At 55.3% G+C, this 15,107-nt stretch carries 16 protein-coding genes; 10 read left to right on the top strand and 6 right to left on the bottom strand.

Annotated elements, in window-relative coordinates; all coding sequences use genetic code 11:
• Positions 1-906, bottom strand: coding sequence for a LysR family transcriptional regulator (locus L1F30_RS11010; RefSeq protein WP_253356132.1), 906 nt, complete (start codon positions 904-906; stop codon positions 1-3).
• A gap of 92 nt (positions 907-998) precedes the next feature.
• Between L1F30_RS11010 and L1F30_RS11015 the strand changes: the two genes are divergently transcribed.
• Positions 999-1,676 carry a histidine phosphatase family protein gene (locus tag L1F30_RS11015; protein WP_253356133.1) on the top strand — a complete coding sequence of 226 codons (678 nt, stop codon included), beginning with the start codon at positions 999-1,001 and terminating at the stop codon, positions 1,674-1,676.
• Between the two features lie 32 nt (positions 1,677-1,708).
• On the opposite strand, the gene L1F30_RS11020 is transcribed toward L1F30_RS11015, so the two are convergent.
• The 4 genes from L1F30_RS11020 to L1F30_RS11035 all read right to left on the bottom strand — a co-directional run bounded on the left by L1F30_RS11020 (position 1,709) and on the right by L1F30_RS11035 (position 4,531).
• Positions 1,709-2,320, bottom strand: a complete 612-nt coding sequence (locus tag L1F30_RS11020) for a hypothetical protein (RefSeq protein WP_253356134.1) — start codon at positions 2,318-2,320, stop codon at positions 1,709-1,711.
• Positions 2,317-2,682: a response regulator gene (locus L1F30_RS11025; RefSeq protein ID WP_253356135.1), complete on the bottom strand. Its 366-nt coding sequence runs from the start codon at positions 2,680-2,682 to the stop codon at positions 2,317-2,319. The genes L1F30_RS11020 and L1F30_RS11025 overlap by 4 nt, the downstream gene beginning before the upstream one ends.
• A gap of 104 nt (positions 2,683-2,786) precedes the next feature.
• The gene (locus L1F30_RS11030; protein WP_253356136.1) at positions 2,787-3,275 is read right to left on the bottom strand and encodes a TlpA disulfide reductase family protein; all 489 of its coding nucleotides are present in this window, start codon (positions 3,273-3,275) and stop codon (positions 2,787-2,789) included.
• Complete coding sequence (locus L1F30_RS11035) at positions 3,275-4,531, bottom strand: YihY family inner membrane protein (RefSeq protein ID WP_253356137.1); 1,257 nt, start codon at positions 4,529-4,531, stop codon at positions 3,275-3,277. Before L1F30_RS11035 ends, L1F30_RS11030 begins: the two co-directional genes overlap by 1 nt.
• A 210-nt stretch (positions 4,532-4,741) precedes the next feature.
• Between L1F30_RS11035 and arsC the strand changes: the two genes are divergently transcribed.
• From arsC to L1F30_RS11065, 7 genes are all read left to right on the top strand, one after another.
• Complete coding sequence (arsC, locus tag L1F30_RS11040; protein ID WP_253356138.1) at positions 4,742-5,086, top strand: arsenate reductase (glutaredoxin); 345 nt, start codon at positions 4,742-4,744, stop codon at positions 5,084-5,086.
• Positions 5,086-5,676 carry an NAD(P)H:quinone oxidoreductase gene (wrbA, locus tag L1F30_RS11045; protein ID WP_253356139.1) on the top strand — a complete coding sequence of 197 codons (591 nt, stop codon included), beginning with the start codon at positions 5,086-5,088 and terminating at the stop codon, positions 5,674-5,676. Before arsC ends, wrbA begins: the two co-directional genes overlap by 1 nt.
• On the top strand, positions 5,673-6,044 hold the full coding sequence (locus tag L1F30_RS11050; protein WP_253356140.1) for a DUF2069 domain-containing protein: 372 nt from the start codon (positions 5,673-5,675) through the stop codon (positions 6,042-6,044). The genes wrbA and L1F30_RS11050 overlap by 4 nt, the downstream gene beginning before the upstream one ends.
• A gap of 21 nt (positions 6,045-6,065) precedes the next feature.
• Positions 6,066-7,910 carry a signal peptide peptidase SppA gene (sppA, locus tag L1F30_RS11055; protein WP_253356141.1) on the top strand — a complete coding sequence of 615 codons (1,845 nt, stop codon included), beginning with the start codon at positions 6,066-6,068 and terminating at the stop codon, positions 7,908-7,910.
• A 211-nt stretch (positions 7,911-8,121) separates the two neighbouring features.
• Positions 8,122-8,253 carry a hypothetical protein gene (locus L1F30_RS17535; protein ID WP_256475971.1) on the top strand — a complete coding sequence of 44 codons (132 nt, stop codon included), beginning with the start codon at positions 8,122-8,124 and terminating at the stop codon, positions 8,251-8,253.
• A 73-nt stretch (positions 8,254-8,326) separates the two neighbouring features.
• Positions 8,327-8,905 carry a TetR/AcrR family transcriptional regulator gene (locus tag L1F30_RS11060; RefSeq protein WP_253356142.1) on the top strand — a complete coding sequence of 193 codons (579 nt, stop codon included), beginning with the start codon at positions 8,327-8,329 and terminating at the stop codon, positions 8,903-8,905.
• An 18-nt stretch (positions 8,906-8,923) separates the two neighbouring features.
• The gene (locus L1F30_RS11065) at positions 8,924-10,024 is read left to right on the top strand and encodes an NADH:flavin oxidoreductase (protein WP_253356143.1); all 1,101 of its coding nucleotides are present in this window, start codon (positions 8,924-8,926) and stop codon (positions 10,022-10,024) included.
• 418 nt (positions 10,025-10,442) lie between these two features.
• Here L1F30_RS11065 and L1F30_RS11070 read toward each other — a convergent pair whose 3' ends face one another.
• Positions 10,443-12,779 (bottom strand): S8 family serine peptidase, encoded by a 2,337-nt coding sequence (locus tag L1F30_RS11070; protein ID WP_253356144.1) that lies wholly within the window; start codon positions 12,777-12,779, stop codon positions 10,443-10,445.
• Positions 12,780-13,876: 1,097 nt separating this feature from the next.
• On the opposite strand from L1F30_RS11070, the gene L1F30_RS11075 reads away from it, so the two are divergent.
• Positions 13,877-14,365 carry a sterol desaturase family protein gene (locus tag L1F30_RS11075; protein WP_253356145.1) on the top strand — a complete coding sequence of 163 codons (489 nt, stop codon included), beginning with the start codon at positions 13,877-13,879 and terminating at the stop codon, positions 14,363-14,365.
• An 84-nt stretch (positions 14,366-14,449) separates the two neighbouring features.
• The gene (bluB, locus tag L1F30_RS11080) at positions 14,450-15,106 is read left to right on the top strand and encodes a 5,6-dimethylbenzimidazole synthase (protein ID WP_253356146.1); all 657 of its coding nucleotides are present in this window, start codon (positions 14,450-14,452) and stop codon (positions 15,104-15,106) included.
• The last annotated feature ends 1 nt before the right edge of the window (position 15,107 follow it).

The raw sequence follows: 15,107 nt of genomic DNA on the forward strand, positions 1-15,107 counted from the left end.
CTAATGATGCCCGAGTTTCACCTGGGCTTCATCTAATAGTAACGTTCGCAACCAACGGCTAGCGCCGCTTTCCTGATTGCGCCTGTGCCAAATCAAATGCAACTGCAAGGGCAATAACTCAAAGGGCAAGGGCCGCGTGGCCAAACCAAAGCGTTGCGCCAACGCCGCTGGCAGCGTCCATACCAGGTCTGTTTCGCGCACAATATCGGGGGCCACCAAATAGTGCTGAACGCGCAGCTGGACGTTGCGCATCTCACCCAATAAATTCAACGCATGATCCACGTACCCCAGGCCCGAGCGTCGGCTGGATACATGAATGTGGCTTAGGGCCAAATAATGCGGCAACTGCCAGTCGCCACCGAGTGCCGGGTGGCCCGGGCGCATGGCGCACACATAGGGTTCTTGCATCAGCGGCTGGTGGCACAGGTCATCCATGCTCATCACCGGCACATCCACGGCGAAATCCAAGCGCCCGCTGGCGAGCTCTGCCAATACCTCCCGGCGCGAAACATTAAAGCTTGTGATGGTCATGTGCGGGGCCTCGCGGCTCACCTGCTTGAGCAGCGGCCCCAGCACCAACGACTCGGCCAAATCGTTCATGGCAAATGCCACGGTTTTGCGGCTCTGTGCCGGCTCAAACAGCGCCGGCGCTTCAATGCTGCGCTGCAAACACGCCAAGCCCTCGCGCACGCCGGCAATCATGTCGTCGGCCACGGGCGTGGGCACCATGTGTTGGTGCGCCCGTTCAAATAGCCGGTCATTCAGGCGCTCGCGCAAACGATTGAGTGCATTACTCACCGCAGGCTGTGTAATATTGAGCTGCTGCGCCACCCGCGTGAGGTTGCGCTCGCGGTATATGGCTTCAAAAATCACTAACAGATTTAAATCCAGCTGCTGTAGTCGCATGCTTCACTCCGGCAACAATCAGCCAGCATTATAGATCTGCGCATGAACAATAAACATTGGTAATAGGCCCTGCGGCCGCGAAGGATTCGCCCATGACCGACATACTGCTCATTCGCCACGGCCAGGCAAGCCTGGGCGGCGATAACTACGATCAACTCTCACCCTTGGGAGAAATGCAGGCGCTGTGGCTGGCCGAGCATCTGGGCACCAGGGCACTGGCAGGCCCGGTTGCCCTTTGGTCTGGCGCCATGGCCCGCCAACACCAAACCGCCGCCCCCATTTTGGAGCGGCTGGCCCTGGGCCGGCCAGCTGAGGATGCAGGCTTTAACGAATACGATTTTGAAGCGGTAGTGATGGCCTACCTGACCATCACACCCGGCTACCCCTTGCCGGCCAAACCCAGCGCCGAGGATCTCTACACCCTGCTGCGCCTGGCGGTAGAAGCCTGGGCTGCCAACCAACTACCACTCGGTGAAGGCCAGGAGAGCTGGGCCGACTTTCACGGGCGTGTGCGCAAGGCTTGGCAAAACCTGGCAAGTAGCGCCACCGGCACCACGCTGGTAGTAACCTCTGGCGGTGTGATTGCCTCTGTTGTGCGCCACTTGCAAGGCCTTGATAACGCAGCCACCATCGATTTGAATTTGCGAATCCGCAATGGCAGCCTAACCCGCATTCGCCGCAGCGCTACCGGCACCTTTGAAGTGGCGGAATTTAACGGGCTTGCATACCTGGAGCAGGAAGATCGCGCGCACGCGATAACCTTCGCCTGATCCGGCTGTGTGAAATTAACAATCAAGAAAGGCTACTGCGCCAGAATTTGATCGAGCAAATCCAGCAGCGGCTGGTTGAGGGTTTCCGGGAACAACAGCATTAAATCGCAGGCGATGGGGCTGTTTTCGAGGGTGTAGGCAATTTCTACGCTGGTCACGTAATCCAGGCTCACCAGATCATCCAGGTGCAGATTGGTTAGCGGTTCGTGCATACCCGCAATGAATAGTGGCTCGTAGGTGAAGCTGCGCCCGCTCAACTCTGCCAGCATCGCAAGGCAGGTTTCGGTAACGGTGGCGGTAAGCGCGCACACCAGATTCTGTTCACTTTCGCTATCGGTCAGCTCAAGTTTTCTGGCAACCGCCAGCGCCTTTAGGGCTTCATCGCTAATCACCACCATGGCATAGGCGGTGCCGGTATCGCCCGCGAAAGACTGCACCGCCGCCGACACATTGCATTGGCCGTGTTGCTCCATCAACCCTTCGTATAAATGCTTGGGCGCCAGGTAGCGGATGACTGGAATGGGCAACTCCACAAAGCCACCGGCGTACTCTGCCAGTGATTCACCAGCCGCCCCCATGGCCACGTTGGCCACTTCCTGCAAACAGTCGCGGTGGGTTTCCGAGAAGGGTAAGGGGTAGCTCATAGCAATCCGTACCTGTGCAGTACTTCGGCAAGTTTTTCTTTATTAATGGGCTTTTTAATAAACTCCAACGCTCCCAAGGCCATCACACGATCGCGGGCTTCGGGCTGAATATCGCCCGAAATCACAATCACAATGGCCTTGTGCCCCTCGGTCTTTATCAGCTCAAGCACTTCATAGCCGTCCATTTCCGGCATGGTGAGATCCAGAAACACCATCTCCGCCTTGCCCTCGCGAATGGCCTCTATGCCTTCCACGCCGTTTACTGCATAGGTAATGTCTACATCCCAATCGGCTGGCAGCGAGCGGGTGACCTGCTTGCGGGCCATGTTGGAATCGTCACAAATCAAAAGCGGAATGGGCATGGAGTAGAAATTCTCAGTGCTAACACAAGGTCTAGTTATTATAGACAGGCATCAGCGCTGTGCTGACGATCTTGTGGCCGCAGCCCCACCGGCAACACTGGCCACTAAAAGCCCAGCTTTACTAGGGCAGCCTGCAGGCTCGCCTTGGTTTGCGGGCCCGTAAGTGTTGCCACCCTTTCCCCTTTAGCGTTAAGGATGTAACTTGTGGGCAGTACTGTGGGCCTGGGCAGCGCCAGCGAGCCCGGGTGCGAAACCAGCAGCGCAAACTCAATGCCAAGCTTTTCAGATTGGCGAATTAGCTCAGCTTTGGCGGGTTGATCGTAGTTAATGCCCACCACTTGCAATGTGGGCTCTGCGGCCGCCAAGGCGTTGAGTTCGGGAATTTCCTTCACGCAGGGCTTGCACCACACCGCCCAGTAATTCACCAATGCCCACTGCGCCTCTGCCATGGGTTGCTCAGCACCGGCATGCCACAGCATGGGCACTTCCGAGCGCGGCCCCCCCGCCCCGCCCGGCTCGCAGGCCGCCAGCAATACAGCCGCTATAAACGCCAGCAAGCGATGCACACTGGCCTGTGTAACACCTTGCCGCATTATGGATTCGCCTCCGGGCGGGCGCTGTCGTCGAAATTTGGCAGCGCAGTATCTGAATCAGACAGCTCGCTTTGCAACATTTCAAGGCCCTCGCCTTCATCCGGGTAGTCGGGGCGTTCGAGGAAGGTATCGAAGATTTCAGCCAGGGTGACATCCAATTGTTGCTCCATATGCTGATCGATACTCAACAACCTGGGTGCCACGGCGCTGAACCAGTCGAATTGCTGCAGGTAGTCGGATTCGCCCGGCATCTGCGCTTCAACGCCCACGGTATCGGCCAGCTGGCGCAAGGTGAGGCGTGAGAGGTCGCGGCAGAGCACGTAATCGCCACCGCCGGTTACGGTGATAACCTGGTTCTCAAGCAATGCATCACGCAGCCGCTGCCATTGCTCGGAGCCCACGCCTGCGGCCAGTAAATCCCCGTCGGCCAGGCTATTGCCAGACACTAAGCGCCGGCGAAACTCCCACAGCACTATCAGCGCTGCCACTAAATCCGGGTATTTCACGCTCAGGGTCACGCGGTTGTCGGTGCTGAGTACGCGCACTAAAATGGCGCCGCTTAATATGAGCATCCAGGTGATGTTTACCCATATGAGAAACAGGGGTAAAAAGGCAAAGGCGCCGTAAATCATGGCGATGGAGGTTTGCCCCATAATGGCGCCGAAGGCGCGCTTTAGCAGCTCAAACAACACAGCCACCACCACCCCGCCAATGGCGGCCTTGCGCAGCGGCACCCGGCAATTGGGCACGGCGGCAAACAACAATGTGAAGGCCAAAGCCGTTAATAACAGCGGCAAATAGCTGTACAACCACGCCGCCAGCCCCAAACTGGACTCGCCCTCTGTAAAAAACTCCATGGACAACAAATAGGTGCTCATCACCAGGCCCGCACCCAACAACAAGGGGCCCAGGCTCAACACCGCCCAGTAAATCAAAAAGTTCAGCAGCCCATGGCGCCCACGCTTCACGCCCCAAATGCGGTTAAAGGTTTTCTCGATGTTTTTTAACATCAAGTAGGCCGTGATGATCAACAGCGGCACACTCGCCAGATTGAGCTTGCGCGCCTGCTGGGAGAAGTTGGCCAAATGCTCCGACACCTCAGACCCGGCCTCCGGCAAGAGATTGGAGAAAATCAACGCATTGAGCTGCTGATCTAACCCCTGAAATGCGGGGAACAGCGAAAACATGGAATAGGTAACCGTCATCATGGGCACCAGCGCAAACATTGTCATAAAGGTGAGCGCCCCGGCGCTCATTTGGCAATGCTTGTCTTGAAACTGGTACGCCAACTCTGGAATCAGCCGCCTCATAGTCCGAATAAAATTCACAATCATGCCTGCTCCCGAATAATCGCGGCGGTGCGAGTCGCTTGGGCCGCGCCTGTGTTGCGTTTACAATAGCTGTTTTTTGCGACGAATCATAACCGACCAGTCACAGCTTAAACACAGCACAGGATGCAAGCCCCAATGACCACCATCTACCACAACCCGCGCTGCTCAAAATCGCGCCAAACCCTGGCCCTGTTGGAAGAAAACGGCATAGCCGCCGAGGTGGTGCTCTACCTGGATACGCCACCGAGCGCCAAAGCGCTTAAGGCCATACTGAAAAAACTGGGCATCAGCGCCCGGGAGCTGTTGCGCAAAGGCGAAGAGGCCTATAAAACCGAAGGCCTGGCCGATACCGGCCTATCCGAACAAGCGCTGATTGATGCCATGGTGGCCCACCCCAAACTCATCGAACGCCCCATTGTCATTCACGGCGAGCGCGCCGCCATCGGCCGGCCACCTGAATCTGTTTTGGAGCTGTTTTAATGGCAGAGCCCTACGTTCTGGTGCTCTATTACTCGCGCTCGGGAGCCACGGCCACTATGGCCAAGCAAATTGCGCGCGGCATTGAAAGTGCCGGCATGAGCGCGCGGCTGCGCACAGTGCCACCTGTGTCACCGGATACCGAGGCAAGCTTGCCGGCGGTGCCCGATACCGGCGCCATCTATTGCAGCCAGGAAGATCTGGCCCAGTGTGCAGGCCTGGTGCTCGGCAGCCCAACGCGCTTTGGCAACATGGCAGCCCCCTTGAAATACTTCCTCGATGGCACCTCAGACCTCTGGCTGAGCGGTGCGCTCATCGATAAACCGGCAGCAGCCTTTACCTCAACGGGCAGCCTGCACGGCGGCCAGGAAACCACCTTGCTCTCTATGTTGCTGCCACTGCTGCACCACGGCATGGTGTTTGCCGGCCTGCCCTACAGCGAGGCTGCCCTGCACCACACCCGCACCGGCGGCACGCCTTACGGCGCCAGCCATTGGGCCGGGCAAAATAACTCCCCCCTGTCAGACGACGAAGCTGCCCTGTGCCAGGCACTGGGCAAGCGGCTGGCATCACTTGCGAAAAAACTCTCATGAACCCACCCACGAATGTGAACCAAAAAGCCCTTTGGGGCCAACGCCTGAGCGCAGGCGCCATGGCCTTACTGGTATTAAACGCCTTGGCCCAGCAATTCGCCCCGGAGGCGCGCCTGTCTACCCTGATTATTCAGCTGGTGCCGCTGCTGATATTTGTGCCCGGCATGCTCGCCAAACACTACCGCACCTATAGTTGGCTCTGTTTTGTCGTACTGTTTTACTTTATCGTTGGTGTCACCAACGTCATGTCGCCCCTGGCTGATGTGTACGGTTGGGTTACCCTGCTGGCGAGTGTTGTGTTGTTTAACGCCGCCATGATGACCAGCCGCTGGCTGCAATATGCAGGCAAGGCCCTAACCCAGGAATAGAAACCCCTAAGGAAGCGTTACATGTCTCAAGCTCAACCCGGTTTTATCCGCCGCTTTTTCGGCGCCATTTGGGGCGCGATTACCTGGCTGCGTGTTGCACTGCTGAATATTATTTTTCTGGTGATAGTGCTGGCCATTATTGGTGCTATCAGCGGCCACGAACCCTTCGTTATGCCAGATAAAACCGCAGTGCGGGTGGCTCCCCAGGGCTTTTTGGTAGATCAGCTCACCTATGTAGACCCAATGTCGAAAATTCTGAGCGACGACAGCGGCCCCACAGAAACCCGGGTAAAAGTGCTGGTAGATGCCATTAACCGCGCAGCCAAAGACGACCGCGTGACCACCCTGGTGCTGGATTTAAACTACCTGCTCGGTGGTGGTATCAGCAAAATGGAGGAAGTGGGCCAGGCGCTGGATAACTTCCGCGAGCGCGAAAAACCCATCATTGCCTACGCAGACAGCTTCAACCAAAACACCTACTACCTGGCAAGCTTTGCCGATGAAATTTACATCAACCCCCTGGGCGCCGTGTTTTTAACGGGCTATGGCAGCTACCGCAATTACTTCAAAGATGCCATCGACAAGCTCGAGCTGGATTTCCACGTGTTCCGCGTGGGCGAGTACAAAGATTTCATCGAGCCATACACCCGCAACGACATGTCTGCCGCCTCGCGCGAGCACAACAGCCAGTGGCTGCACGAGCTGTGGAGCACCTACACAAGCCACGTGGAAGAGCGCCGCAACCTGCCCGTAGGCGCCATTAATAACTACATCAACAACGCCGATGCCCTGCTGGCCGATGCCCAGGGCAATGGTGCAGAGCTGGCCCTGACCAGCGGCCTGATCGACCGGAAGCTCACTCGAGTAGCGTTGAAAAACATGCTTATCGAGCGCTTCGGCTACGATGAAGACCAAAACGATTACCGCGCCCTGGATGCCGAACACTACCTGGCTGCCACCGAGAAAGAGATCACCCCCTTCCAGGATCAGGTGGGCTTGATTGTGGCCAGCGGCACCATTGTTGATGGCGAGCAACCCGCGGGTACTATTGGTGGCGATTCCACGGCCAAGCTGTTGGAAATGGCCCGCCAGGATGACGCTATTAAAGCGGTGGTATTGCGCGTAGACAGCGGCGGCGGCAGCGCTTTTGCCTCTGAGGTGATTCGCCAGCAAGTGGTTGCACTGCGTGAAGCGGGCAAGCCTGTGGTGATCTCTATGGGATCTGTGGCCGCCTCAGGTGGCTACTGGATTACCGCCGGCGCCGATCAGGTGTGGGCCACACCCACCACTATCACAGGCTCCATTGGCGTCTTCGGCGCCTTTGCCACGGCCCAGAAAACCCTGAATAAACTCGGCATCCACACAGACGGCGTGGGCACCACGGAATTGGCAGGTGCCATCCGCATAGATCGCCCGCTGCCAGAGAAGGCGGCACAGGTTATTCAGATGAGTATCGATCACATCTATCAAGAGTTTCTGGAGCTTGTGGCCAATGCCCGCGGCACCACCGCCGATGCCATCCATCAGGTGGCCCAGGGGCGCGTATGGACCGGTGCCACCGCCCAGGAAATTGGCCTGGTAGATCAGCTGGGCTACCTCAATGATGCCATCAAGGCCGCTGCCGAACTTGCACAGCTTTCAGATTACGGCGTGCAGGAAGTGGTGCAACCCCTGAGCCCTGGCGAGCAATTTATGCAAAGCCTGCTGCAGGATGTGCGCATTGGGCCATCGCACTTGGCCAACAGCCTGGTGCCCTCTTCCCTGCGCGCTACCTTAGCGCCGCTGGTGCAGCCTTTTGCACTGCTTGATCAAATGAACGACCCGCGTGGCTTGTATGTACGCTGCAACGAGTGCATAGCCCCTTAACACTGAGCCCGCGCCCGGCAGGGCGCGGCATTGCCCCCCTCCTACGTCTTCACCCCCCAAGTATTACATGTGGCTGCTGCGGCCAAAAAAAACCCGCCATCGGGCGGGTTGATATGTGAGCAGAAGCTTTCTTCGCGCTGTGAGGGTCTATCACAGCAGGTGGCAACTGGTCAGAGATCACAAGAAAACCAAGTCCATCTAAAGGAGACACATGACTAGCATTAGCGCTGCAGAGGCCACATTTCAGGCCGCCCAAACCGCTAATCCTGTATTTATTTATAGCAGCCAAGGGCGAAGTTTCCAGCCAAAATTTGCAGCAGCAGGCCTGAATGTGACCGGCTAGCCAGTTACAGCCGTTGTAACTTACCTACCAGTAGGTTAATTTGGTGCCAACTTACCAACTAGATGGTTAGCCAATGGTTCAAACCCGCTCGAAAAACCGCAAGGATGAAATCCTTGCCTACGCCATTCAGCTTGTGCAAACCCAAGGTTTCGAAAATTTCAGCTACCAGGATTTATCCAGAGAGCTGGGCATCACCAAGGCGAGCATTCACCACCACTTCCCCCGCAAGGAAGATTTAGGCGTAGCCCTATGCCAACTCATAAAGGCCTGGCATGAACGCCGCTTCGCTGAAGCCCGACACGCCACCCAAGACCCATGGGCGCGCCTGGATATTTATTTGCAATGGTCGCTGGAATACGCCCGCGGTGAAAACAAAATCTGCCCGCTAAGCTCGCTGCAATCAGACATCAACTTGCTACCAGAGAGCATGTGCAAAGCCATTGCCGAGCTCGATGAGCACGAGATCGCATTTATTGCAGAGCTGTTGGAGCTGGGCCGCCAGCAGGCGGTTATGGCATTCACCGGCGACGCCCGCCACCAAGCCATGCTGTTAGTGCTGGCGTGCAAAGGCGCCCTGCAATATTCCCGCATTCACGGTTTGGCACTGTTTGATCAAGTGATGAACCAATACAAACACACGCTTGCCCCCTGATTTGTTAAAGAGGTATTTATGAGTCAACTCGATACATTGTTCTCCCCTATTACGCTTGGCCCACTAACCCTTACCAATCGTATTGTCATGGCACCCATGACTCGCCAATTTTCACCGGGCAACATCCCCAACGACCTGGTGGTTGAGTACTACAAGCGCCGCGCCGAAGGCGGCGTGGGCCTGATCATTACCGAGGGCACCTGCATTGGCCACAAGGCGGCCAGCGGCTATGACAACGTGCCCTATTTTTACGGTGAAAAAGCGCTGGCTGGCTGGAAAAAAGTGGTAGAGGCCGTACACGGCGCCGGCGGCAAAATTATGCCCCAGCTTTGGCACGTGGGCGCAGTGCGCCGCGAAGGCATGGAACCGGATCCATCGGTACCGGGCTTTGGCCCATCGGGCCTGGTGGCACCGGGCAAGAAAAAATGCCACGAAATGACCCGTGAAGATATTCAGGAGGTTATTGATGCCTACGCCCAGGCCGCCAAAGACGCCATGACGCTCGGCTTCGACGGGGTAGAAATTCACGGCGCCCACGGCTATTTAATCGATCAGTTCTTCTGGGCGGGCTTAAACGAGCGCACCGATGAATACGGCGGCGACCTGGTAGGCCGCACACGTTTTGCACAAGAGGTCATTAAAGCCGTGCGCGCGGCTACCGCACCAGACTTCCCCATTGTGTTTCGCTTTTCCCAGTGGAAAATGCAAGATTACACCGCGCGCCTGGCACAAACCCCGGAGGAACTGGCGGCATTCTTGGCACCGCTGGCCGAGGCCGGCGTGGATATTTTTCACTGCTCTACGCGCCGCTTCTGGGAAACAGAGTTTGAAGGCTCTGAATTAAACCTGGCCGGCTGGACGCGCAAGCTCACCGGCAAACCCGCCATCACTGTGGGCAGCGTTGGCTTGAACAAAGCGTTTGTGGATGAAGAGAAAAAAGGCTTTTCTGGCGGCGAACCCGCATCACTTGATCAGCTGTTGGAGAAACTCAACCGCGAGGAGTTTGATCTGGTAGCCGTAGGCCGCGCGCTTATCTCCAACCCCGACTGGCCAAAACGCTTGAAAAATGGCCAACCCATGGCAGCCTACGATTTGGATCAGCTTAAACAACTGGTGTAATTCGGTACCGGATGCGAGGCTTTGGTAAAAGTAACTCGCATCAAACCAAAGCCCCGCATGCGGCACTGTTGTCCCATAGTTTAAGTTTCCATAGAAGGCAGACGTTGATACTACCTATTTCTCAGAGTTTCTAAGCGATATCTGGACATGATATCTGGGGCGAAGTTTGTGACACGACGTAAATACATCCATGTAGTCTCGACACCCGCGTCCATGCGGGTGACGGTCACAAACTCAGCCCCATATTCCATGCCTGTAGATTTGTGGGACAGCAGTGCCGCATGCGGGGATTTTTTGATTTTTCCAACCATCCTGCCTTGAAAAACACGAACGAATCAGCCATAAAAAAACCGGGGCCAGGCCCCGGTTTAATCAAATGCGTGAAGTTACTCACGCGGTTTCACAGCCAATCAGCTAACTAGTTCCACTCAACATTCAGATCAACGCCCGAGTAGGCACGGTAACCGTAAATGCTGATGTACCAGGTGCCGGCGGCCGGGCTGTTTTGCGTGCACGACTCGGTGTTACCACTCTCGTAGGGGCGGCAATCGTAGGCGCTGGATGTTGGCTGGGCACCGTAGCGTACATACAAATCCGCATCGCCACTGCCGCCAGACATGTTTACATTCATGATGCTCATACCCGCTGGAATTTCAACGGTGTAGTGGCTCCACGAACGGCGCGCACCGGACAAATCGGTAGCGTTAGCACTGCCTGCACCACTGCCGCCGCCTGTGGAAGGCTCGGTGTATGAACCGGTAAGGCTAACGTTGGCAAAACTTGAGTAAGCTTTTACGCGCACGTAGTAGGTACCCGCTTGCGCTGTGGCGATCGGGCAAGACTCCGCATTGCCGGATTTGTACGGGCGGCAATCGTAGGTGCTGTCTGTGGGTGCTGCACCAAAACGCACATACAAATCGGCATCGCCTGAGCCACCGGCCATATCGAAGGTGAGGTTGGTGGCACCCGCTGGCACCTCCATGGTGTAGTTAAGCTCGCTGCCAGTGCTGGCAGACAAACCGGTTTGGGCCACGCCATTTACCAACTCGCTGCCACCGCCTGTGCCGCCGCCGGTATCACCGGAACAGCCAAAGGTGGTGAGGTAATCGCTGGCCGCTTTTGCCTTCACAATACCGTTGCCGAAGTACACATCGTGGCCGTTAGTGCCCGCATCTTCAGCGGTTGCTTTCAGCGCGTTGCGAATGTCGGTACCGGTACAGGCCGGGTGGTTAGACCACACCAGCGCCGCCACACCGGCAACGGCAGGCGTAGCCATGGAAGTACCGCTCATGTAACCGTAGTCGCCGGCTTCAATGGCAATGGAGGCAGTGCCTGCACCCATTAAGGCGCTGCGATCTTCCAGTGCTGCACCTACCGCAGGAATGCTGGTGGTGTTGGTATCGCCCAAGGTGCCAGAAAGTACACCGGCCACATTGTTCACAATAATTGCGCCAATGCCGCCACTGTTTTGGCAGTTTTTAACTTTATCGTGGAAGGAGATATTGCCGCGATCAATCAAACACACTTTGCCACTGGCGCCACCGTCAGTTGCTTCAGCGGTGCCCATAAAATACAGCGAACCGGAAACAGAGCCGAGGTTTTCAAAGGCAGATGCCGCGTAGCCTGTGCCACCGGCGGTCAGTGATGGCAGCGTTGCGCCACCCGACGGGTAGGTAGACAAGGTATTAACGCCACCGGCGGTAACTTCAACACAGTTGGTTTGTGTGCCGTTGCACGAAGGGTGCTGGGAAAAATCGGCAATCACGTTGTCTGCATCGTTGGCACCCACCATCATTACAGAATCGTAACCGGCGGGGTATGAACGCACAGTATTGCCATCGTTACCGGCGGCCGCCAATACCAAACCACCGTTGTTGGTGAAGTTTTTAAAGGCGTTTTCTTCGGTTGTGTTGGCCGCACCACCGCCAAGGCTCATGGTGATGATATTTGCACCGGCTGCGGCACATAAGTTTGCAGCTTGTGCCAGGTCTGATGAGTAGCCCCAGCCTGCATCGTTGAACACTTTAATAATGTGCATGGGCACACCGGGCGCCATACCCACTACACCAAAGCCGTTATCCATTGCACCTACAGTGCCGGCAACGTGGGTACCGTGTGGGCCGCCATCGGCGTACCAGTTACCGGTGCCGGAATCGTTATCCCCGGTAATGGAATTCCAATCAAAATCGTTATTAATACCACCGGTTTCACCGGTAGAGCCGGCAATACCGGAATCGATTACACACACCTTCTGGCCAGACTGCAGCGACAGCTGGTTGGCCTGAGACTGATACACAGCATAGGGCGTAAGTTGCGTTTGGGCGGGGTTGCCCACGTCATCGTTATACAAACCCATCAAGCGGCGCGGCACGTCTTCTTCAACGTATTCAACCGTAGGGTCCATACGCAGCTCTGTTACTGCGCGCTCGCTAAGCTCGGCTGCAATGGCGTGGTTGTGTTTCATGTTCAAGCGCACCTTGGCACCACGCGCTTCTAGCTTCTGGCGAGCTTTCGCCATATCACGCTCGCTGAACACGCTAAAGCCGGCACCGGCCATGGCGGTGTTGGTGGTTGTTTGCTTGTACTTGACGATGTAGCGCTTGGGCAGGTGCGAACCGTCAGCGGCAACGGCTGCATTGGCGCTACCAAGTGCCATGGGTTGTGCGTCAGCCTGGGCGCCCACATGGGCAGACAAGGCCAAACCGAATACGCTTGCAGTCACTGCAGAGGCTAATTTCTTAACGGGGAAGTTCATACTTTCTCAATCCTACTTAAGTGTGTCTTTTATAATTATCAGGCGCGAAAAGAGGACACCTTGCCATTCCGTGGCGAACAAAGCAGAGAGAATAAAACAACCACAACAGAAAACCCGGCCACGCGTGACACGCGCAGAAATAGGACATAGGTTCAATGAAAGGCCTGCCAGCTTATGCTGAAAATTATTCTGATTTCCCTAGCCTTGCGACAATGCGCGAAGGCCATGCAACTCTTTTTGCACCTCGAATATAGGCAAGTTCATGAACCAGGAGAAGTGGGCCGGAACAATCGGGAATCATTAATACTTTTTTTAATAAACTTTGATCTTTTATAGCTCAAACAACAATAAACACCGCAATTAGGGCAAAGATGAACCACAAGTCAGACTTAAAAGTCACAATAATTATTTTTCAGAACACGGATTTTTACCCCTTTTGTTGAAAACATACTGAAAAATTGTGAAAGCAATATGACTTTTACACACACATCGCCCCCTGCCCGCGCGCGAAACCGCGCGCAAAAAAGAACAGATGTACCAACTGAAACCGAAAAAATTCATACTAAAGCATGTACCAGTCAGCAAGACCAACCTGCTTACACTAGCCTGCTCGCATCCGATGAAACGAATAATTATTCAGTTACACCTTCGCAAATTTCGCACGACCAAATCGCTACCCCCCTCCCAACCCCATGTAGCCAATATAAAACACCGGCAACTAACAATAAAAACTAGAAACTAGAAACTAGAAACTAGAAACTAGAAACTAGAAACTAGAAACTAGAAACTAGAAACTAGAAACTAGCCACTTTCCTCCTAGACATTAACCAACACCAACACATTTTTTATACGAGATACCCGTGCAGTATTTTTCAATATTTAATGACCTGCTGATTTTTTGGGTGCAGGCTCCTTGGCCACTCGCACTGGCCATCGCCTTTGCCGCCAACAGCGCCGCATTTCTTCTTGCATGCACAGCCATTAGCGCACTACTTGAATTTGCCCCGGCGGCCCTTGGCCTAAAACCATTAAACACACGAAAACTGAAGCCTGGGCAAATTAGCTACGAGCGCAAGTGGGGGCTGATTGCGTGTTTCATGTTTGCATTACTAAGCCTGCTCACCCGCACCTTGGCTGATGCCCTGTGGCCCACAAGTGTTGGTATGGCGGCATTGCAAGCGCTGGGCTTTATATTATTTTATGAAGTCTATTCGTTTGTCGTGCACAGGCTTTTGCACACGCCCTTGTTTCGGCGCATACACCGAGTCCATCACCGCTCCGTTGTGACAACACCCTGGAGCGCTTACAGCGTGCACCCGGTAGAGGCAGCCCTGATTGGGCTAAGCGCACCGCTCTACATGCTGGCATTGCCTTTGAGCTTAGGCGTGGCATTCGTGCTGCATTTTGCCGGCATACTGCTCACCATAGGTTTACACGCCAATATTACACACAGGCGCCAGCACACCTGGGGGTTGCCTGCCATTGCCCGGCACGGCGCACATCACACGCGTGGCAATGTGAACTACGGCTTTACCCAGCCGCTGCTGGATAAAGCTTTAAAAACTCACGCAACAGGCACAGAGTAAATCCCTTTAACCTGCGAGGTACTGCTGGCTGGGATCAAGAGCCGCTTTGTTTTAGAATCGCAATTTTATTTAGGCCGCGCCCTCATGGATAACCAATCGTTCAACGCCGATCATCAACAGGCTTTGTTTGACATCATGCGTCACCGGCGCGACGTGCGCGGCAATAACTTTACCTCCACGCCTATTCCGCAAGATGTCATCAACACCATCCTGGAGGCGGCAACACTTGCACCTTCTGTGGGCTTTTCCCAACCTTGGGAGTTCGTAATGGTGACCGACCCACACATAAAAACCCAAATCCGCGACAGCTTTAACAAAGCCAATGCCCAAGGCCAAGCGCAATTTTTGGATGCAAAGCAAGAGCAGTACAAACAGCTCAAACTGGAAGGCATTATGGAGGCACCGGTAAACATTGCAGTGTTCTACAAGCCTTCTTCTAAACCTGTGCTTGGCCAGAACACCATGAAAGAAATGGGGGAATACAGCGTGGTATGCGCCATTCAAAATATGTGGTTATCCGCCCGCAGCCTGAATGTGGGCATGGGCTGGGTGAGCATTTTATGCCCCCACACAGTCAAGCGCCTATTAAAGGCGCCCGAGGAATGTAAACTGGTGGGCTATTTGTGCCTGGGCTATGTGAAAACATTTTACGATTCCCCCGAGCTTGAACGCCTGCGCTGGGAAAAGCGCAAGCACCTGGAACAGGCCGTGCACACAAACGCCTTTCCCACAGCCGATTAAC

Source organism: Simiduia sp. 21SJ11W-1, from assembly GCF_024138675.1.
Taxonomy (GTDB): Bacteria; Pseudomonadota; Gammaproteobacteria; order Pseudomonadales; family Cellvibrionaceae; genus Simiduia.